The 20,128-nt window shown below is 71.4% G+C and carries 16 protein-coding genes; 11 read left to right on the top strand and 5 right to left on the bottom strand.

The annotated features are described in order from the left end of the window. The first annotated feature begins 332 nt into the window (after positions 1-332). A complete protein-coding gene (locus ACWD3H_RS24860) occupies positions 333-2,135 on the top strand; it encodes a helix-turn-helix transcriptional regulator (RefSeq protein WP_451956661.1) in 1,803 nt (600 codons plus the stop codon). Between the two features lie 19 nt (positions 2,136-2,154). Here the strand turns inward: ACWD3H_RS24860 and ACWD3H_RS24855 are convergent, their stop codons facing one another. Next, positions 2,155-4,782, bottom strand: coding sequence for a CHAT domain-containing protein (locus ACWD3H_RS24855; protein WP_451956660.1), 2,628 nt, complete (start codon positions 4,780-4,782; stop codon positions 2,155-2,157). Positions 4,783-4,913: 131 nt separating this feature from the next. On the opposite strand from ACWD3H_RS24855, the gene ACWD3H_RS24850 reads away from it, so the two are divergent. The 4 genes from ACWD3H_RS24850 (at position 4,914) to ACWD3H_RS24835 (ending at position 8,142) form a co-directional block, all read left to right on the top strand. Then, complete coding sequence (locus tag ACWD3H_RS24850) at positions 4,914-6,362, top strand: S8/S53 family peptidase (RefSeq protein WP_451956659.1); 1,449 nt, start codon at positions 4,914-4,916, stop codon at positions 6,360-6,362. Positions 6,363-6,427: 65 nt separating this feature from the next. Further along, positions 6,428-7,003, top strand: coding sequence for an RNA polymerase sigma factor (locus ACWD3H_RS24845; protein WP_343965779.1), 576 nt, complete (start codon positions 6,428-6,430; stop codon positions 7,001-7,003). Beyond that, positions 7,000-7,434, top strand: coding sequence for a hypothetical protein (locus tag ACWD3H_RS24840; RefSeq protein WP_451956658.1), 435 nt, complete (start codon positions 7,000-7,002; stop codon positions 7,432-7,434). The genes ACWD3H_RS24845 and ACWD3H_RS24840 overlap by 4 nt, the downstream gene beginning before the upstream one ends. A 117-nt stretch (positions 7,435-7,551) precedes the next feature. Continuing rightward, entirely contained in the window at positions 7,552-8,142 is a 591-nt protein-coding gene (locus tag ACWD3H_RS24835) for a hemerythrin domain-containing protein (protein WP_451956657.1), read from the top strand. Positions 8,143-8,203: 61 nt separating this feature from the next. Here the strand turns inward: ACWD3H_RS24835 and ACWD3H_RS24830 are convergent, their stop codons facing one another. Beyond that, entirely contained in the window at positions 8,204-9,241 is a 1,038-nt protein-coding gene (locus tag ACWD3H_RS24830; RefSeq protein ID WP_355550503.1) for an iron-containing redox enzyme family protein, read from the bottom strand. A 649-nt stretch (positions 9,242-9,890) separates the two neighbouring features. Here ACWD3H_RS24830 and ACWD3H_RS24825 point away from each other — a divergent pair. From ACWD3H_RS24825 to ACWD3H_RS24815, 3 genes are all read left to right on the top strand, one after another. Further along, on the top strand, positions 9,891-10,346 hold the full coding sequence (locus ACWD3H_RS24825) for a hypothetical protein (RefSeq protein WP_350916076.1): 456 nt from the start codon (positions 9,891-9,893) through the stop codon (positions 10,344-10,346). Between the two features lie 174 nt (positions 10,347-10,520). Beyond that, entirely contained in the window at positions 10,521-10,991 is a 471-nt protein-coding gene (locus ACWD3H_RS24820; protein WP_355550501.1) for a MarR family winged helix-turn-helix transcriptional regulator, read from the top strand. Between the two features lie 133 nt (positions 10,992-11,124). Then, positions 11,125-12,099, top strand: a complete 975-nt coding sequence (locus ACWD3H_RS24815; RefSeq protein WP_451956656.1) for an NAD-dependent epimerase/dehydratase family protein — start codon at positions 11,125-11,127, stop codon at positions 12,097-12,099. 168 nt (positions 12,100-12,267) lie between these two features. On the opposite strand, the gene ACWD3H_RS24810 is transcribed toward ACWD3H_RS24815, so the two are convergent. Further along, positions 12,268-12,621, bottom strand: a complete 354-nt coding sequence (locus ACWD3H_RS24810; RefSeq protein WP_350916070.1) for a DUF3140 domain-containing protein — start codon at positions 12,619-12,621, stop codon at positions 12,268-12,270. A 187-nt stretch (positions 12,622-12,808) separates the two neighbouring features. Beyond that, positions 12,809-14,146 carry an aminotransferase class I/II-fold pyridoxal phosphate-dependent enzyme gene (locus tag ACWD3H_RS24805; RefSeq protein ID WP_451956655.1) on the bottom strand — a complete coding sequence of 446 codons (1,338 nt, stop codon included), beginning with the start codon at positions 14,144-14,146 and terminating at the stop codon, positions 12,809-12,811. Positions 14,147-14,787: 641 nt separating this feature from the next. Between ACWD3H_RS24805 and ACWD3H_RS24800 the strand changes: the two genes are divergently transcribed. Beyond that, positions 14,788-16,521 carry an ABC transporter ATP-binding protein gene (locus tag ACWD3H_RS24800; RefSeq protein ID WP_355550494.1) on the top strand — a complete coding sequence of 578 codons (1,734 nt, stop codon included), beginning with the start codon at positions 14,788-14,790 and terminating at the stop codon, positions 16,519-16,521. Continuing rightward, positions 16,518-18,530: an ABC transporter ATP-binding protein gene (locus tag ACWD3H_RS24795; protein WP_451956654.1), complete on the top strand. Its 2,013-nt coding sequence runs from the start codon at positions 16,518-16,520 to the stop codon at positions 18,528-18,530. Before ACWD3H_RS24800 ends, ACWD3H_RS24795 begins: the two co-directional genes overlap by 4 nt. Positions 18,531-18,702: 172 nt before the next feature. Here the strand turns inward: ACWD3H_RS24795 and ACWD3H_RS24790 are convergent, their stop codons facing one another. Further along, positions 18,703-18,870, bottom strand: a complete 168-nt coding sequence (locus ACWD3H_RS24790; protein WP_451956653.1) for an alpha/beta fold hydrolase — start codon at positions 18,868-18,870, stop codon at positions 18,703-18,705. 744 nt (positions 18,871-19,614) lie between these two features. Between ACWD3H_RS24790 and ACWD3H_RS24785 the strand changes: the two genes are divergently transcribed. After that, the coding region (locus ACWD3H_RS24785) for a hypothetical protein (protein ID WP_451956652.1) at positions 19,615-20,128 on the top strand (514 nt) is incomplete at its 3' end.

Here is a 20,128-nt window from a genome sequence, read left to right as displayed (position 1 = left end):
GGATCTTGCCGTGGCGAGGATCGGTCAGGTGGTGTCTCGCAAGGCGGAGGAGGGAGCCGCAGCGTGCTGCGGTGACCGACGACAACGCGGCGAGGCGCCGCCTGACCGACCGCAGTAGGCAAAAGATCCGCAGGACAGGGCCTAAGGCACGAATACCGGCGAGAGCCGGTTTCAGCCGGATGTCGGAGAACTCGGCTCCGCGTGTATCACCGGCGGGCGGCGCGCCTCATATCGCTGTGAGAAACCCACGGTCTCCCTGGCCGTTCACGGCCAGAGCTGAGGAGCTTGATCTCGTACGGCGAAACCTCTCCGCCGGTCGCCGGGGGATCGTCGTGACCGGTGCGGCGGGCAGCGGCCGGAGCCGCCTGACCACCGAGGCCGTACCCGAGGCGCTGCGTGAGTCGGTGCTCGTCGTGGACGACGCCCATCTGCTCGACGACGCCTCGGCCGCGCTCGTCCACGAGCTGGCGCTCGGCGGGCGTACCCGCCTGCTCGTCACGGTCAGGGAGGGCGAGCCCGCACCGGAGGGCGTCTCCAGGCTCTGGGAGGAGAACCTGCTGCCGCGCCTGGCACTGGCCCCCCTGACGGAGCGCGCCTGCGCCGAGCTGCTGGCGCGGGCGGTGGACGGCTACGTGGACGCCCTCACCGTCCGGCGCCTGTACCGGGCGAGCCGCGGCGACCTGCGGCTCCTGCGCGAGCTGGTCGTCGCCGTGCACGCCGGCGGAGACCTGAGCCACGTGTCGGGCACCTGGACCTGGCGGGGCACGCCGCCGATCACCGCGCGCGTCCGGGAGCTGGTGGAGGAGACGATCCGCGACCTCGACACCGAGGAGCGGGACGCGCTGGAGCTCATCGCGTCCGGCGAGCCACCGGGCACGGGTGCGGGTGTGCCGGGCGTCCTCGTGGCCCCCGCCGTCCTCGAACGCCTGCGGGCGAGGGGGCTCGTCACCGTGGACGGCCGGCTCGTCCACCCGCTGCACGGCCCGGTGCTGCGGGCCGCCGCGGCGGAGCCCTCCCTCGCGGGCGGGCCTTCCGGCGGGCGAAGGCCGCCGAGGGCCTCGGCGCTGGCGGCCGAGTGCGAGGAGCTGGCCGCACGCGCGTACGCGGGAAGGCTCGCGGAGATACCCCGGGGTATCGGCGAGCGGATGGCCGAGGACGACACCGGCTGGGACGAGCCCGCGATGCCGGAGTTCTGCGCGCGGCGCGCCCGCGTCGCCCGGCTCCGCGGGGAGACCCGAGAGGCCATGGCCTGGAGCCGCGAGGGACTGCGCCGCTCTCCCCACCACCGCGCCTGCCTGGCCGAACTCGCCCACGCCGCCGCCTACGTCGGCGACCTGACGACGGCCTGGCAGGCCCTCTCGCGCGGTCCCGCCCCCGCCGGGGAGGCACGGACGCGCCCGTGGCAGGCGGCCGGCGCACGGCCTCCGGCGCCCGCGGGGAACCCTCGGTCGCAGGCGCCCACCCAGGACCGCCGGCCATGGGCATCCGCCGCCGTACCGGCGCGGACCTGGGCGCTCGCCGCCGAGGGAGACCTCGACGGCGCCCTGCGGTCCGCGCTCGGCGTCGCCGGAGACGGCCTGTTCGGAGACGATCTGTTCGCCCTGCACGACGTGGTGCGGCTCGGCTCCCCCGAGCTGGTCGCCGATCGGCTCGGGGAACTGGCCGACCGCACGGAGGGGGACCTCGCTCCCCTGCTGGCGCGGCACGCCCGCGCGCTGGCCCGGCGCGACGGGGACGCCCTGGACAAGGTGGCGCGGGGGCTCGCCGACCTCGGCCTGATGCTCCACGCCGCGGAGGCGTCCGCGCACGCCGCCCTCGTCCACTCCGACCGGCACGCCTCGCAGGCGTCCAGGAACCGGGCCTCGGCGCTGGCGGGCGCCTGCCAGGGGGCGCGCAGCTCCGCACTGGTCAACCTCGCGCTGCCGAGGCTGACCGCCCGCCAGCGGCAGATCGTCAGCCTCGCCGCGGCGGGCCTGACCAACCGGCAGATCGCCGAGCAGCTCACGGTGTCGATCCGCACGGTCGCCAACCACCTGTGCGACGCCTACGCGCGGCTCGGCAGCAGCGACCGTGCCGGCCTGGAAGGGCTCTTCACCGTCGGCCAGCGCGGCGGCCGGACGGGCGGGCCCCGATGAGAGGAGCCGGCGGGGCGGGTCAGGCCGCTCCGATGGCGGAGAAGGACCAGCCCGTCGCACGGTGGAGCGCGTCGCCGGGCATCGACAACCTGGCGTCGCGCAGGGCCTCGGCCATGCTCAGACCGCGCCGCAGCCCCTCGTGCAGGGCGAGCATCAGCGGCACCACGGCCTCGTCGTCGACCGGCACCGAGCTCGCCACGATCCCGGCCGTGCCCAGCGGCAGCAGCGCCGTGGCGAGGCCGAGCAGCTCGTTCGCGCCGACCGGCTGCAGCCTGCCGGAGTCGCAGCTGGACAGGACGATCCGGTACGGGGCGCTGCGGAGCCGTTCGAGGTCGTGCACCGTGAGCGGGCCGTCGTCCATCCCCAGGGAGGAGAACATCGGGCTGTCGGAGCGGAAGGTGCCGTGCGCGGCGATGTGCGCGAGCCTGCTGCCGTCCAGCGCCGCGAGCACGGCCGAGGTGACCGCGGTGCCGTTCTCCAGCACCGTCGCCTCGCCGTACCCGGCGGCCAGGGGCGGGATCTCGGCACCACCCGTCGCCAGCCCCGGGCCTCTGACCAGCACGACCCGCTCCCGCGACGGCGACGGCTCGATCCGCCGGGCGCGGAGCCAGGCGCTCGCCGACGGCGACACGCTCAGCACCCGCGTCCCCAGCGCGGGCAGCAGCGCCCAGGGCACGCCGTGCAGCCTGCCCGGCGGTACGACGACCACCGGCCCTTCCCCGAGGTGGCGCACCGCGGGGCCGAGCAGTGACTCCTGGAGGCGGCGCCCGCCGGCTTCGAGGACGGGCAGCCTGGCCGCGGAGCCCCCGTACGCGATCCTGCTGAGACCCGCGCGGGCGTGGTCGGCGTCGATCGCCGCGTCGGCCAGCCGTCCCGCGGCGAACCTGCGCACCCGGCCCCGGCCGCAGAGCAGGACGTGCAGGTCGCCGTCGACGGCGACGATCTCGATCAGCCACCCGTCACCGAGCTCGTCGAGCAGCAGGTCCACGTCGAAGCGGTGCCCGTCGGTACCGCCCTCGCCGCGCATCCGGAGCGTCCGGTCGCGGATCCCCTTCTCCAGCCGCAGCTGCTCGCGCTCCAGCGCGGGGGCCGGGCTGCCCTTCTGCCGGGCCGCCTCGATCCGGCTGCTGATCTCGCGGAAGGCCGTCACGTCGCGCAGCAGCTCGGGATCGTCCGGCGGCCGGGTGGGCGGGACCGCCAGCGCCGTGGCGCGCCAGCGCTCGCTCCAGCCGAGGAACCGGCGGGGGCTCCCCCCGGCGAGGGTCGCCCGCTGCGCGAGCAGGGCCAGCTCCGCCCCCTGCGCGGTGGCCCGCGCCCGCAGCTCCGAGGCGCCCAGCGTCATCCTGTACTCGTCCAGCAGGTCGAGCCCCCGTCGGCAGGCGTCCAGCACGCCGCGGGTCCGCCCCGCCGCCGCCGCCCGCAGTGCCTGCGCCACCCAGCCGTCCACCCGGGCGAAGGCGGGACCGCGCGATCTGCCCCTGGCCGCGGCGGCCAGGTGCCGTTCGGCCTCGGCGTCGGCGCCGAGGGCGAGGGCGGTGCGACCGGCCAGCAACGACGCCTGGACCGCCTCGGGGGCGCGCAGCTCCGCCAGCCGCAGGGCGACCGCGGCGGCGTCGCGTACCGAACGGCCGGAGATCTCGCCGGCCGCGAACCTGGCCTGGACCAGCACCAGCCGAGCGTGGGCCTGCCACCAGTCGCGGCGCTGGCTGGAGAAGAGCCGGACGGCCGTGCCCGCGCGGGCGATCGCCGCGTGCGGCTCGCCCACCGCGATCGCGGCCCGCGCGGCGATCAGGAGGAGTTCGGCGCCGCGGGTCGTCTGCCCTCCCGTACGGTTCAGCAGCTCCGTGGCGGCGTCGGCCTCCTCCAGCGCCTCGCGCGCCAGCCCGGCCGCCAGGAGCACCCCGCACCGCCGGATGTGCAGCACGAACATGGGCGTGCCGAGTGCCTTGTAACGGCTCGCGGCCTCGTCGAAGTGGTGTAGCGCCGCGGGGAGGTCGCCGGACCTGAACGCCGCCAGCCCTCTGCTCTCCACCGCGTCGGCCTTGTCGTGCTCCTGGTCGGTGGTGTCCCACAGCCGCTCGGCGGCGACGAAGTCGGCCTCGGCCCGCTCCACGGACCCCATGGCCAGGTGGACCGTGGCCCTGAGCGTGAGCGCGCGGGCGGTCCAGATCGTGTCCTGTGCCCGGCGCAGGGCGGGGATGGCCCGGCGCAGGTCGTCGAGCGCCTCACGGTGCCCGCCGAGGACCCACCAGGTGTAGCCGCGCCGGAACAGCGCGCGGGCGCCGGTGAGCCCGCCGCCCCTCTCGACCGCCGCCTCCAGCGCCGTCATCCCCTGCCTGGTACGGCCCGCGTGGACGAGGGCGGCCCCCAGGGTCGACAGCACGTCCGTCTCGCGGTCCGCGGAGCCGGACCTGGCCGCCAGGGCGCGGGCCTGCCGCAGATGGCCGATCGCCGTGGTGAGGTCGCCGAAGTCGCGCTGCCAGATGCCGATCACCTGGTGGGCGACGGAGGCGTCATGAAAGGAGGGGGCGCCCGCCAGCACGGCCCGCGCTCCGGCCAGCGCGTCGGCGGGACGGGCGAACACCAGGGGCAACAGGTCGAGAGCATCTCCCACGGAAGGCGGGACCCGCGGGCTTCCCCCGGTCACGGATCGATGTTAGACGTGATGTGTTCGGAGCGTCCATGCCGCTGTGCCCGTACGCAGGGGTGTATCAACCGGGCGCCCCGTGGCTCCTAACCCATGGCGACGTGAGGAATCTCCAAGACAGGACAGTGAATATGGCACCAGACAGGTTCCAGGAACAGTTCGACCAGATCCAGGCCGCCATGGGAGAGGAGGTCGTGCTCGCGGCGGGCCCGGACGACTCGCCCAGGTTCCTCTATGAGAAGGGCTGCGTCCTCGCCAGGCGGGACGAGGCCCCCGAGGTCACCCAGGCGATCCGGAGGGCGTTCCGCCGGGATCGCGGCAGTGACCGTGGTGTGGAGTTGCAGGAGGAGGACGGCCCGAGCGGCGTGTCCAGGATCCGGGTCGGGCCGCTGAACCGTGCGGAGCGCTGGAGCGACCGGGACGTGTCGGACGCGCTGCGGGCCGTCGACGAGCTGGAGCGTGCCAACGGCCGCCGGATGGTGTCCAGGAACCACATCGTGTCCATCGCGGTGAACTGCTGCCCCGGCGACGAGCCGGTACCCGTGGCCCGATGCGGGCCGCCCAACCCGGCGGTGGCCAAGCGGGTCGTCGGCGCGACGGCCGGCCCGGTGTCCGTCCTGGTGATCGACACGGGACTGGTGGAGAACTACAGGTCGCACCCGTGGATGAGCCTCGTCGAGGGCGAGGGCAAGGAGATCGAGCTGGACTCCGAGGGGATACTCAAGCAGTACGTCGGTCACGGCACCTTCATCGCCGGGCTGATCAGCGCCGTCGCGCCCAGCGCCGCCATCACGGTGAACGGGGCGCTCGTCAACGCGGGCGCCATCTCCGAGAAGTGCCTGGGTGACCTCCTGCTCAGGGAGATGCGGCCGTTGAACAGGTGGCCGGACATCATCAACCTGTCCGCGGGGACCCTGAGCACGGACCACAGGACGCTCATGGGGCTCGAGGACTTCATGCGGGAGCTGGTGACCGACCACCCGGAGACACTGCTGGTGGCCGCGGCGGGGAACAACGGCAGCGACGAGCGGTTCCATCCCGCGGCCTACGCCGACGACCCCGACTACGCCGGTGCCGTCGTGTCGGTGGGCGCGCTGCGGAAGGACGGCCAGGACCGGGCCTGCTTCAGCGGTCACGGGCCGTGGGTGACTGCGTACGCCCCCGGGGAGCGCCTGGTGAGCGCCTTCACCGCGGTGGACGACACCCCGGTGCCCTACGACTACCAGCATTCGACCTACGACCACTGCCGGTACGGCTCCGCCTACGACTGCACCTGCCAGTTCCCCCCGCACCGGGGCGAGCTCAGCGAGAAGATGGCGGCGTCGCCGAACGCGATCCGCGAACGCGTCGAGTTCGACGGGCTGGCGCAGTGGAGCGGCACCTCCTTCTCCGCGCCCCTGGTCGTCGGCATGATCGTCAATCACATGGTGCGGAACAACGTGACCGGCTCCCGGCAGGCCGCCGCCGAGCTCCTGACCACCCCCCTGTCCGGCAGGGGGGTGCAGGGCCTGACCGCCCCCGCCCTCATCCCCTCCACCTGGACGCCGTCGAGCGTGCAAAGTGTCCCGGTCGTGCCCTGAAACCGGTGCGGCCGAATCGGCCCTGCGTCGTACGATGACAGTCCCGAAGGCAAGGGGACGTCACCGTGGATCGAGACTCGACCGGCATCCTCTTCCGCGCCGCGGTGGACGGGGAGACCGCGGCGTGGAAATCCCTGGTGGAGGGCCTCAGCCCGCTCGTGTGGTCCGTCGTGCGCGCCCACGGGCTGAGGGACGCGGACGCGCAGGAGGTCTACCAGACGACCTGGTTCCGGCTCGCGCAGAACCTCGCGCGGATCCGCGAGCCGGACAGGGTCGGGGCCTGGCTGGCCAGCACGGCGCGGAACGAGTGCGTCAAGGTGATCAGAACCGCCCGGCGGGTCTCGCCGAGCGACGACCCCGAGGTGTTCGACCGCGCCGCCGACGGTCGTACGCCCGAGCAGGCCGTGGTCGACGCCGAGGAGGCGTCGATGGAGCGGGAGCGGATGCGGGCCATGTGGCAGGCGTTCCAGGAACTGGGTGAGAACTGCCGGCGGCTGCTGCGCCTGCTCATGGCCTCGCCGCCGGTCAGCTACCAGGAGGTGTCGGCGACACTCGGCATCGCCGTCGGGAGCATCGGGCCGATCAGGCAGCGCTGCCTGCGGCGGCTGCGTGTCCTCCTCGCGGAACGGGGCTTCCGATGAGCGACGACGCGCTTGAGGCGGAGCTGCGCCGCGCCGTCGAGTTGTTCGATCCCGTTCCCTCCGACCTCCTGCAGACCGCCGTCGAGGCCTACGCGCTCCGCGCGCTCGACGCCGAGCTGGCCGAGCTGGTCTTCGACTCCCTGAGCGGGCCCTCACGGGTGCGGGGTGACAGAGCGCCGCGGATGCTGACCTTCCAGGGTGCGGAGCTGACCGTCGACCTGGAGGTCACCGTGACCGCCGGCGGCGGGCGCGTGGTGGGCCAGCTGATGCCGCCGGGTCCCGCGGAGGTCGAGGTCCTCGGGCACCGTCCGGTCACGCTGGCCACGGACGAGCTGGGCAGGTTCGTCTACGACGACGTCCCCGCCGGGCCTTTCAGCCTCCGCTGCCACCTCGCGGGCGCGACCGTCGTCACCGAGTGGATCACCGTCTGACCGCGGCTTCGCGCGGATGTCTCCGGGTACGCGGTCACCGGTGCGCGGCCCGTGCCGGGTCGCCCCAGGTTTCGGTGCCCGGATGGGGGTAAGCGTTCTGTTGACAAGGGGGGACCTATGAGTGACCACAGGAACGTGCCCGAGCTGATGGATGAGAACGACGTCGTGGACCTGCTGGTGCGCCAGCATGTGATGATCAGGGATCTGTTCGACGAGGTGGAGGACGCTCCCGCGGGGAACCGGCGGGCCGAGGCGTTCCAGCGCCTGGTGCGGATGCTGGCCGTGCACGAGACCGCCGAGGAGGAGGTCGTGCACCCCTACGCACGCCTCAAGATCGAGGGTGGGGACGAGGTGGTCGACGAGCGCCTCGCCGAGGAGCGGGAGGCCAAGCAGATGCTCTCCGACCTGGAGAGGCTGGGCACCGACCATCCCGACTTCTCCGGGCACCTGCAGGTCCTGCGGGCGGCGGTGCTGGCCCACGCCCACGCCGAGGAGCGCCACGAGTTTCCCCAGTTCCGCACCCAGACCAGCGAGGCCGAGCGCCGGGCCCTGGCCGCCGGGGTGAAGGCGGCCGAGGCGCTGGCGCCGACCCACCCGCATCCGGGCACCGAGTCGGCGGTCAGGAACCTGCTGCTCGGGACGCCGCTGGCGCTCGTGGACCGGACCCGCGACGCGATCCGCCAGGCCATGGGCGGGCGCGGAGACTGAGGTACGGGCCTCCCCCCGCCGGTACCGCTTGGTTCGGTCATCACGCCATCGGTGGCCGGGGTCACGGCCGCGCCGCGCCCACCTCCCGCAGTGACGAGACGCCGCGCCGCCACCGGCTCATGACGTGCTCGGCGAAGAGCCGGTCCAGGGTCAGCGCGCAGGCCGCCCCGTACAGGACGTCACCGGCCCGCGAGGGGTGCTGCCGTGCGAACCCGCCGCACATGTCGTGCGCGGCGGTCTGCTCGGGTACGGCGTCGGCCCGCACCTGCTCGTCGTAGAAACGGCTCGCCGCCTCGCCCGCCCCCAGTCGCCGCAGGCCCCCGGAGTAGCGACGGTTGGGGACCGAGGAGGTCATCTCGGCGGCCGCCAGGTGGCCGAGCAGCGCTCCGAGGTGGCGCCGGTGGAGCCCGAACAGCGACATCGTGTTGGAGACGGCCAGCGTGATCGCCGGGACCTGGTCGAGGTAGGCGCCGTAGGAGTCGTCCATGCCCAGCCGGCGCATGGTGGTACGGAAAAGCTCGGAGTGCATCCGCTCGACGCGCCCGCCGCCGTACTGGCCCGCCTGGATCTCCACCAGCGCCGCTTTGGGACGTCCGCTCAGCCGGGGGATCGCCCAGGTGCGCTGATCGGCCCCCTTCAGGTGGTGGATCGACCGGTGCGCGACGAACTCGCGGAACTGCGCGAGGTCGGCCTGCCGCTGGAGGAACCCCGGCAGGTCGGGGCCGTCGACGGCGGCGGCCACCAGATCGGTCAGGGCCTGGCTCATGTGCTCGGCCCGCTGGGTGGGCGGGCACGACACGGCCCGCGCCAGTCCCTCCTCGAACCGTGCCTCCAGGATCTCCCGCACCTCCAGCAGCGAGGGGTTCCACTCCCACCGCTCGTCCACGCCCTCGAAGCCCCGGTGGTGCAGCTCGTAGCAGACGAAGAGCGCCAGCTGCACGTCCTCGTCCGCGAGGACCGGGCCCGCGAAACGGGCGGGGAACGACAGCAGCGGGAGCGACAGGAGGCCGAAGCGGTGCGGTGGGTGTACCAGCCGTTCGAAGAGCAGGGCGCTGATCGGGCCCCGCGCGGCGGGCAGCGCCGGAGCCCTGCCCGGCACCGGCAGGTCCAGCGGGTCCGGGCGCTCGGCGAGCTTCGAGCGCTCCGGAGACTTCGCGGGCTTCAGGGATCTCGGGGCCTTCGGGGAGCCCGGGGGCTTCGTGGCACGTGACGGTCCGGGCCCGGGAGAGCCCAGCAGTTCGGGGAGACGCGACAGCGCCGAGGACTCCGGGAGATCCGAAAGACGCGGCTGCCCGGGAGACCTCGGCGGCTCCGGAGACGCCGAGAGATCCGGGTCCGCCGGGAGCCCGGAAGCCGTCAGGGGTCTGCACACGCCCCCGGGTGAGTCGTTCACCGTGATGCCGCCGTCGTGAACGTCAGCGATGCGCCGCCCGTAGTGAGCGGACGCGTCAAACCCACGCGCCATGCGTCCCCCGTTCGATGCCCCCCCGATCGGTCCGATGCCCACACCGAAGCCCTCGAAACGCCCCCAAGATCACTCCTTCCTCTCGATGACCTGCAGAAACCACGAAATACATGGATATTTCGCGGGCGTACTCGCGTGAGCGGACGAGTACCGGGACCGGAAACGGGCAGGCGACAGCACCGAGACAGCACGACACCGGGGCCATCCAGCGGAAAACCCGATGCCCCGGCGCGGGGGGACGGCGAAACGCCGGTCTCCCCGTACGGGAAGGTACGGTCAGCTCATGTCCGAGCGCAGCATGCCGCACGACCTCGCCGCCTGGGCGTGCCCCCACGGGCAGGACGCTCGCCGGGGTTGCACGACCTGCTACGAGGAGTCGACCGACGGCGACCAGGCCCAGCCCTTCTGGGAGGTCGCCGCGTGGTTCACCACCTCACGGCCGATCCCGATAAGAACGCTCCAGGACGCGCACCACCACGGCCGCCATTTCGCCCTCGACCAGCCGTCCACGCCGCTGGTCTACCTCCTGACCGGCCGCGCCCGCGCGGGGGGCAGCGTGCAGGCGATCGCGGGCGTCGTCGGTTTCCTGCTGCACAACCGGCACGTGGTGGCCGACTTCACCGTGACCGAGACCCGCGCCACCCGCCGCTCGCCCGGCACCCCCGGCGCGCCCAACGCGACCCGCCAGACCGACAAGTGGCTCCAGGACCCGCGCCGCCCCGACGGGCGCCTGCGGTGAGGGTGCCCCTTCGCGGAGCCGGTGCGCCCGGCCGGGCGACGCCGTCGGCGCGCGTGGGGTCGGTGCCCGCCCGAATGCCCGCCCGGGGTGTGTGCCACCCCGCGGATGACAGGTACGGCGAGAGTCCCTAAGCTCGACAACACCATTGTCGAAACAGCGAGGCGGGAGGCGATCGTGCCGGCCGACCCCCCGGGCTTCGAACTCCCGCTCAGGCTCTTCCTCGGCTTCCGGATGCTCATCGACGAGCTCCACGCGGAGCTCGCCCGCCAGGGACACCCCGACATGCGTCCGATGCATGGGTTCGTGCTGCAGGCGATCGGCCCCGAGGGCAGCACCGCCGTGGAGCTCGGCCGGCGGCTGGGCGTCTCCAAGCAGGCGGCGGGCAAGACCGTGGACACCCTGGAGCAGCTGGGCTACGTCGAGCGGCGCTCCGACCCCGACGACGCCCGCCGCAAGATAGTGCGGCTCACCGAGCGGGGCGTCGACAGCCTCGCCCGGTCCGCGCGCATCTTCGAGGACCTGCGCGCCGGCTGGGCGAGGACCCTCGGTGAGGACCGCCTGCGCGCCCTGGAGTCCGACCTGCGCGCCGTGACCACGGGGGACGTCTTCCGGCTCGACGTCCCCGGCTGGTTCGGCGGCTACTGACCGCTGATCACCGGAACGGGTGCCGGCGTTCACGGAGCCGCCGCCCGGCGGCCTTTCGACCGATCCGCCGTCGCCCCGGCCAGGCGCGAAACGCTCTGCGAGTTACCTCACCAGATTCGCCACAATGTGAGGTATGCAAATCCTGATCATCGGCGGCACCCGGTTCGTCGGCCGGCACATCACCGCGGCCGCGATCGCGGCCGGGCACCAGATCTCCCTGCTGCACCGGGGTATGACGGGCCCCGAACTGTTCCCCGAGGCCGAGCACCTGCTCGCCGACCGCAATGCCGACCTGTCCGTGCTGCGCGACCGGCGGTGGGACGCGACGATCGACGTCAGCGCCTACCACCCGTCGCAGGTCACCTCGCTCGCCGGCGCGCTCTCCACCGGCCAGTACGCCTTCGTCTCCACCACCGCGGTCTACCGGGCGCCCGAGCGGCCGGGCTTCACCGAGGACTCCCCGCTGGCGGAGCTCGACGGGCCGATCCCCGAGACGGTGACCGGCGAGGTGTACGGGCCGATGAAGGTGCTGTGCGAGCAGGCCTCGGTGGACGCGTTCGGGACCTCGACACTGGTCGTACGGCCCACGTACGTCATCGGCCCGCATGACCACACCGGCCGCTTCACCTACTGGGTCAACCGGATCGCGCGCGGCGGCGAGGTCCTCGCGCCCGGCGACCCCGGCGACCCCATCCAGGTGATCGACGCCCGCGACATGGCCTCCTGGATCGTCTCCATGGTCGAGGGGAGGCATCCGGGCACCTTCCACGCGGTCAGCCCTCCCCCGCCGTTCTCCTTCGGCGACCTGCTGGAGGCGATCGTGGCCGAGATCGGGCCGCCGGGAACCACCCTGACCTGGGTCGGGCAGGACTTCCTGCTCGCCGAGGGTGAGAACGGCCTGTCGCTGCCCCTGTGGTCCGAGGGCGACCCGCAAAAGTCGATCAACGCCGCCGACCCCGCCGCCGCCCGCGCCGCGGGGCTCGACCCGCGCCCCCTGGGACGGTCGATCCGCGAGATCCGCGAGGCGGAGGCGTCCTTCGGCACGGCCGCCACCATCACCCCCGGCCGGGAGGCCGAGCTGCTCTCCCGCTGGTCGGCCCGCGCCTGAGGCGTGTTTCGCGGATCGGTGACGCGGCGGCGGGCGACCCACCGGCGAGTCCGGTGCGCTCTCCCATTCAAGGCCGCTCCCCGAGGTCGCCTTCCAGGTCATGGGTGGCTTTCGAGCCCGGCCACACGGCACGGCTCCGGCACGGCTCGTGGGTGCCCTCGGCCGGGGTCAGCCCCGGAGCCGGGACGGCCGGAGCGGGTTGTGCCCGACCTCCAGCAGCGCCCGCCGCCGGTCGTCGTCGTCATCGCCGACCCTCCCCTCGGCCAGCGTGTCCTCGACCCGGTCGACGGCCTGCCGCATCGTCTCGATGTCGTCCGCGGTCAGGTCGTCCTTCCGCTTGCCGAGGACCCCGAGCACCTGGCGTCCGAGCGGCGGCATGACCGACTCGGGACTCCTGGCGACGCCCCCGTCCGCCGAGGCCGACGCCAGCAGGAAGGCGCGCAGCTCCTCCGACGTCATGTTCACGACCTCGTGGAACTCCTGCCACACCAGGTCGAGGATCAGATCCGATTGGTCGGCCACCGTGCTCTCCTCTCACACCGGGCCCCTGCGGTCACGCCCCGGACAAGGCCCGGCCGCCGGCGGATCGGATCTCCCCTGGCGGGGACGCGCGACGGCGGGCGCACGGCCGCCCTACCCCGGCTGCCACGCCGCTAACACGGGAACCGGGGTACGGGCGGTTTTCAGTACGGCGCGACGTATGCCCTCCTCAGGAGGGGTTGTCCACCGTGAAGCGCACGCCGGAGAAGCGGCTCCGCCACTCGGTGACCTCCGGCGCCACGGTGCCCGGGTCGACGTTCTCGTCCAGGCCGCGGGCGATGAACGAGGCCAGCTCCGGCATGTCCGCCTCGGTCATCCCGAGCCTGACGATCTCCGGCGTACCGATCCGCAGGCCGTTCACGTCCCCCTCGACCGCCTCCACCGGCAGGCCGATGCCGCTGCTGAGCAGGTTCGCCTCGCGCAGCCGCCGGGCGGCCCGCTGCCCGCCGCCGTAGCGGTGGGCCAGCACGGAGAACTGGTGGGAGCGGGTGCACCCCCGGTCGGCGGCGAAGATCGGGACCCCGAGGGCGAGCAGCTCGTCCGCCAGCCGCCGCGCGGTCGCGATCATCTCCTGCGCGTAGGCGGGCCCCGCCGCCTTCCAGTCGAGCATGGTCATGGCGAGCGCGGCGGTCTTGCCCGCGTCGAAGTTGGCGGTCAGTCCCGGGTAGGCGATCGCGTCGAGCCGCTCGGCGAGCTCGGCGTCGTTGGTCACGATGAGCCCGCCCGCCGGCCCGCCCAGGCTCTTGTACGTGCTCATGGTGATCAGGTGGGCGCCCTCCGCCAGCGGCTGCGGCCACGCCTTTCCGGCGATCATGCCGCAGAGGTGAGCGGCGTCGAAGAGCACGCGGGCGCCGACCGAGTCGGCGATCTCGCGGATGCGCGCCACCGGGTGGTGGAACAGGTTGAGGCTGCCGCCGATGGTGATCAGCTTCGGCCGGACCCGCTCGGCGAGCTCGCGCAGGGCGTCGACGTCCACCGTGTAGCCGTCCGGCGTGATGGGGGCGGGAACGATGTTCAGCCCGTACAGGCCGGCCGCGCCGGGCTCGTGGTGTGTGACGTGGCCGCCGATGCTCGCCGGCGGGGCGATGATCGTGTCACCGGGCTCGCAGACGGCCATGAAGGTGTAGAGGTTCGCCAGCGCTCCCGAGCCGACGCGTACCTCGGCGTAGCCGGCGCCGAAGACCTCGGCGGCCAGCTCGGCGGCGATGATCTCGATCTGCTCGATCGCCTCCAGGCCCATCTCGTACTTCTCGCCCGGGTACCCCAGTGACGGCCGCGACCCGAGGCCGGCCGAGAGCAGCGCCTCGGCCCGGGGGTTCATGATGTTCGTGGCCGGGTTCAGGTTGACCGACTCGATGTCGTGGATGCGGTGGTTGCCGGCCACCAGCCGTTCGATCTCGCTCTGGATCGAGGAGGCGGTCTGGTCCGTCACGGCCTTCAGTACGGACTGGACGCGATCCTCGGTGACGGTGGGCACCCACGGACGGTGGGCGAGGGCACGGGGCATCAGGTGATCTCCTGGCCGACAGGCAGACGGCTGTCGTGGTGATGTCTGGTTGTCTGCCACACGACGTTAGATCGCAGATGATGCCCGCCGCATCGGGTGAAAGATGGGGTTTTTCACGCTGTTTTCCTACATTTGCCGGAAAAAGATTCCGCGCTCCGCCGGAAACGATCACTTCTTTCACGGGAGCCCCACCCGTACCTTCTGGCCCTCGAAACGCCGCCCCGAACACCAGATGCGGCCGAACCGCAATAAATGGGTGAGCAGCCTGTCCACTTGCTTTGTAGGATGACCGACGTGCCAGGGCTCCCTCATCCGGCAGGTGCTCACCGGCCCGATCGAGCCCCCACGACCGGCTGCGCCATGGCCGCCGCCTGTCGCGCGCGACCATCGGGAGTTCGTCGAAGGCGACCCGCCGCCGCTCTCGGAGACCGTTTCCAAGCCGCCGGTCGGGGACCGCACCTATCCCCACCTCGGCCCGCTTCCTTGACCTCAACCGAAGTTCAGGTCGCAGGCTGAGTCCGACACTCCCCGCTGGAGGAAATCCTCATGATCCCGGCTACCGGGACGACGGGCGAGACCGGCCGACGGCCGGTCCCCCGGCACGACGCCCCTCTCCCGGCCACCCCACCTAAAGAGACCCCATGCTGACCCGCCTGCTCCGCACCTACCTGCGCCCCTACTCGGCGGTGCTGACCGCCGTGGTGGTGCTGCAACTGGTCGGCACCATCGCCTCGCTCTATCTGCCCAGCCTGAACGCCGACATCATCGACCAGGGCGTGGCCACCGGCGACACCGGCTACATCCTCACCGCGGGAGGCTGGATGCTGGCCGTCTCCCTCGTGCAGATCGCCTGCTCGATCGCGGCGGTCTACTACGGCTCCCACGCGGCCATGGGGTTCGGGCGCGACGTCCGCTCGGCGATCTTCCACCAGGTCGGCGGCTTCTCCGCCAGGGAGGTCTCCCACTTCGGCGCCCCCTCCCTGATCACCCGCGGGACCAACGACGTACAGCAGGTCCAGATGCTCGTCGTGATGACCTGCACGATGCTGGTCTCGGCCCCCATCATGGGCGTCGGCAGCATCATCATGGCGCTGCGCCAGGACCTCGGCCTGTCCTGGCTCATGCTGGTCTGCGTCCCCGCGCTGCTGATCTCGATCGGCCTGATCATCGTCCGCATGGTCCCCCAGTTCCGCGCGATGCAGGAGCGCATCGACCGGGTGAACCAGGTGCTGCGCGAGCAGCTCACCGGCATCCGCGTGGTGCGCGCCTTCGTCCGCGAGCGTGAGGAGACCCGCCGGTTCGCCGGCGCCAACGACGAGCTGACCGACACCGCGCTGCGGGTGGGACGGCTGACCGCGCTCATCTTCCCCACCGTGATGCTGATCCTCAACGTCTCCAGCATCGCCGTGCTCTGGTTCGGTGCCGGGCGGGTGGACAGCGGCGAGATGCAGATCGGCGCCCTGACCGCGTTCCTGATGTACCTGATGCAGATCCTCATGTCGGTGATGATGGCCAGCTTCATCTCGATGATGATCCCGCGCGCCGCGGTCTGCGCCGAGCGCATCACCGAGGTGCTCGACACCGAGTCGTCGGTGACGCCGCCCAGTGACCCGGTACGGCAGGTGAGCGGCCGCGCCGAGCTGGAGATGCGCGACGTCGAGTTCCGCTACCCGGGCGCGGAGGCACCCGTGCTGTCCGGCGTCTCCTTCCGCGTGACGGCGGGACAGACCACCGCCGTGATCGGCAGCACCGGCTCCGGCAAGACGACGCTGGTCTCGCTGGTGCCCAGGCTGTTCGACGCCACCTCGGGCACGGTCTCGGTCAACGGCGTCGACGTCCGCGACCTCGACCCCCAGGTGCTCTGGTCGCGCATCGGCCTGGTGCCGCAGAAGCCGTACCTGTTCAGCGGCACCGTCGCCAGCAACCTGCGCTACGGCAACCCGGACGCCGACGACGAGGAGCTGTGGGAGGCGCTGGAGGTGGCCCAGGCGCGCGACTTCGTCGAGGCGATGCCCGAGGGTCTGGAGGCGCCCATCACCCAGGGCGGCACGAACGTGTCCGGCGGGCAGCGACAGCGACTGTCCATCGCCAGGGCACTGGTCAGCAAGCCCGAGATCTACCTGTTCGACGACTCGTTCTCGGCCCTGGACCTGGCCACCGACGCGCGGCTGCGTGCCGCCCTGCGCCCGCACACCGCCGAGGCCGCCGTCATCATCGTCGGCCAGCGGGTCTCCACCATCGCCGACGCCGATCAGATCATCGTCCTGGACGACGGCGTGATCGTCGGCCTGGGAACCCATGACGAGCTGCTGGATTCCTGCCCGACGTACATCGAGATCGTCGAGTCCCAACTAGCCGCGGAGACCGCAGCATGAGTGACAGTCCCACGACCGCGCGACCGCGACCACCCGTCGGCGGCGGAGGCTTCGGCCGGGGCCCCATGGGCGGGGCCGGGATGCCCGCGGAGAAGTCGATGAACTTCGGGCCCTCCGCGCGACGGCTGGTCCGGCGGATGAACCCCGACCGCCCGAGGCTGCTGGCCGTGGTCGGCCTCGCCGTGATCAGCGTGGTGTTCTCCGTCATCGGGCCGAAGATCCTCGGGTACGCGACGGACCTGATCTTCACCGGGGTGATCGGCAAGCAACTGCCCGCCGGGACGAGCACGCAGCAGGCGATCGAGGCGGCCCGCGCCTCCGGCAACGACAACTTCGCCGACCTGCTCGCGGGGATGGACGTCGTACCCGGTCAGGGCATCGACTTCGGCGCGCTGGGCACGGTCCTGCTCTGGGTGCTGGGGCTCTACATCGCGTCGTCGCTCTTCGCCTGGTACCAGGGTTACCTGCTCAACGACGTGGTGCAGCGCACCGTCTACCGGCTGCGGGAGGAGGTCGAGGAGAAGCTGCACCGGCTTCCGCTCAGGTTCTTCGACGGCCAGCCGCGCGGCGAGCTGCTCAGCCGGGTCACCAACGACATCGACAACGTCTCGCAGACCCTGCAGCAGACCATGAGCCAGCTGCTGAACTCGCTGCTGCTGGTGATCGGCGTGCTCGCGATGATGTTCGTGATCTCACCGCTGCTCGCGCTGATCGCCCTGGTGACCATCCCGCTGACGATGGTCGCCACCGGGATGATCGCCAAGCGCTCCCAGAAGCACTTCGTCGCGCAGTGGAAGCACACCGGCAGCCTGAACGCCCACATCGAGGAGGCGTTCACCGGTCACGAGCTGGTGAAGGTGTTCGGACGCCGCCCCGAGGTCGAGGAGGTGTTCAGGGAGAGGAACGAGGAGCTGTTCAAGGCCAGCTTCGGCGCCCAGTTCATCTCCGGGATCATCATGCCGATGATGATGTTCATCGGGAACCTCAACTACCTCGCCATCGCCGTCGTCGGTGGCCTGCGGGTCGCCACCGGGGCGATGAGCCTGGGTGACGTGCAGGCGTTCATCCAGTACTCCCGGCAGTTCACCCAGCCGCTGACCCAGGTCGCCTCGATGGCCAACCTGCTGCAGTCGGGGGTGGCCTCGGCCGAGCGGGTCTTCGAGCTGCTCGACGCCGCGGAGCAGGAGCCCGACCCGGCCGACCCGGTGGTGCCCACCGCCAGGCGGGGCCGCGTCGAGTTCGAGCACGTGTCCTTCAGCTACGACCCGGAGCAGCCCCTCATCGAGGACCTGTCCCTGGTGGCCGACCCCGGGCACACCGTCGCGATCGTCGGCCCGACCGGCGCGGGCAAGACCACCCTGGTCAACCTCATCATGCGCTTCTACGAGCTGAACTCGGGCCGGATCACCCTCGACGGCATCGACATCACCGCGATGCGCCGCGACGACCTGCGCTCGCACATCGGCATGGTGCTCCAGGACACCTGGCTGTTCGGCGGCACCATCCGCGAGAACATCGCCTACGGCAACCCCGGGGCCACCGAGGAGCAGATCCTCGCCGCCGCGCGGGCCACCTTCGTCGACCGTTTCGTGCGCACCCTGCCGGACGGCTACGACACGGTGATCGACGAGGAGGGGAGCAACGTCAGCGCCGGTGAGAAGCAGCTGCTGACCATCGCCCGCGCCTTCCTCGCCGACCCGTCGCTGCTCATCCTCGACGAGGCCACCAGCTCGGTCGACACCCGCACCGAGGTCCTGGTGCAGCACGCCATGGCCGCGCTGCGCTCGGACCGCACCAGCTTCGTCATCGCCCACCGGCTGTCGACCATCCGCGACGCCGACCTCATCCTGGTGATGGAGGAGGGAAGCATCGTCGAGCACGGCACCCACGACGAGCTGCTCGCCGCCCGCGGCGCCTACCACCGCCTGTACTCCGCGCAGTTCAGCGGTGCGGCGATCGAGGGCGACGAGACGACCGCGGAGGGGGTGCCCACGCCGGTCTCACCGTGATCCGTCCGGCTTGGTGACGGGTCGGCGCGGCCGTGGCATCGTTGTCGCCACGGCCGCCCCCGGGAGCACGGAGCGCCGGCCGGAGGCGACCGGCCACGACGCGGTCACCGAGAACGACCGAACTCGCCCGAGCCGTCCGTCACCGGTGGCGAGACGGTCTCACCGTGACCGTTCAGCCTTTGACGAAGCCGAGGAGTGCCTCGGTGACCTCGGCGGCGTGGGTCCAGAGCAGGCCGTGGGGCGCGCCCTCTATCTCGACGTAGGTGGCCCGCGGAACCAGTTTGCGGAAGGGCCGCGCGGTGGCGTCGATCGGCCGTATCCGGCGAACGACGACCGACACGCCACGCCCCCGCACCGGCAGAATCGGCGGCCCGTTCTCGCGGGAATCAGAACCTGACGCGAGCCGCGACCGGTAAGTTCCCCCCTTCCCCCGAGCGAGGACGGCTCCAGAGCCGATCCCGGCGGGCGATGTCCCCTCTCGCCCACTCCGCCATCGAAGATGTCGCCGGCGAGCCCGCGCACGCGCCCAGCGCAGGAGTGCAGCAGCGGTCAGGCGACAGCACCGCCCCGGTCGACTCGGAAGACCCGCGGGAGTTCTTCTGGCACAGCGGATCGAAACACCATATACAGGTCCGTCACCCATTAAATCAGTCGCATGTCGGATAAATATCTTTCACAAAGCTGGATGATCAAGGCTAATAATCCATTCACCGGCGACATCCAACTGCATTGTGCGGCAATCCACTCTTGCCTCGATAGATGCCACCAAAAAGGAGCATTCAACACTAAAGGTTAGCTATCGGACTTGAGGGTGAATGATTGAGATTATAGCCACTTGCCGAAAAGATCATAAACTTGGCGACATTGCACCTTGATATAGAGGTGCGTAAGTTAATAAATAAGTTCAATATCGCCAACGGGAGGTAATCAAGCAAAAGAGGTGGATGATCACCGTTTATCCCTCGATACAAAAGGAAATCAAGGGTTCGCAGCGATGATCCCTAAGGGCTAGAGAAGATACTTTCCAGCCGATTTTGAGAACGTCGAAGCAGGGGGCAATCAATCCTTTCGAGGGGGACATGTAGTGTCCAAGATCAAAAACGCCGTCGCAGTATTCGCCGTCGGCAGCACGATGCTGACAGGCGGAGCCGTTGGCCTCGGTGCCGCGACCGCCGCCACCACAGCCAGCGCCGCAGCCAGCGCTACAGCCAGCGCCGCTCTAGGCAGTTGGTGCGGTGGCAGCGGCTGTGGGCATTCCTGGCATCGTCAGCTGCTGAGGCAGTTCCAGAGGCAACGGTCGTTGCAACGCCAATTCCAGCGCCAGTTGTCGAACCAGTCGCAGAGAATTCGCCAGAATGTCAACTTCCATCTGAACACTTCTGCCGACGCCGACAGTATCGCCAAGCAGAGGGCCGATGCGGAGGCAGAGGCCAGGCAGAAGGCCGATGCGGACGCCAGGAACAGGGCCGAGGCAGAGGCAGAGGCCAGGCAGAGGGCCGAGGCAGAGGCCCGCAACAAGGCCGAAGCAGAGGCAGAGGCCAGGCAGAAGGCCGAAGCAGAAGCCCGACAGAAGGCCGAAGCAGAGGCCCGCAACAAGG

The sequence above is a fragment of the Streptosporangium sp. NPDC002607 genome, assembly GCF_053592655.1.
Note: the sequence above shows the minus strand (reverse complement) of the source record. Positions and strands in the feature narration are given on the sequence as shown.

Coding starts and splice junctions, on each gene's coding strand:
- ACWD3H_RS24850 (WP_451956659.1), top strand. CDS start 4,914: ATGGCACCAGACAGGTTCCAGGAACAGTTCGACCAGATCCAGGCCGCC.
- ACWD3H_RS24795 (WP_451956654.1), top strand. CDS start 16,518: ATGAGTGACAGTCCCACGACCGCGCGACCGCGACCACCCGTCGGCGGC.
- ACWD3H_RS24835 (WP_451956657.1), top strand. CDS start 7,552: ATGAGTGACCACAGGAACGTGCCCGAGCTGATGGATGAGAACGACGTC.
- ACWD3H_RS24825 (WP_350916076.1), top strand. CDS start 9,891: ATGTCCGAGCGCAGCATGCCGCACGACCTCGCCGCCTGGGCGTGCCCC.
- ACWD3H_RS24800 (WP_355550494.1), top strand. CDS start 14,788: ATGCTGACCCGCCTGCTCCGCACCTACCTGCGCCCCTACTCGGCGGTG.
- ACWD3H_RS24805 (WP_451956655.1), bottom strand. CDS start 14,146: ATGCCCCGTGCCCTCGCCCACCGTCCGTGGGTGCCCACCGTCACCGAG.
- ACWD3H_RS24840 (WP_451956658.1), top strand. CDS start 7,000: ATGAGCGACGACGCGCTTGAGGCGGAGCTGCGCCGCGCCGTCGAGTTG.
- ACWD3H_RS24815 (WP_451956656.1), top strand. CDS start 11,125: ATGCAAATCCTGATCATCGGCGGCACCCGGTTCGTCGGCCGGCACATC.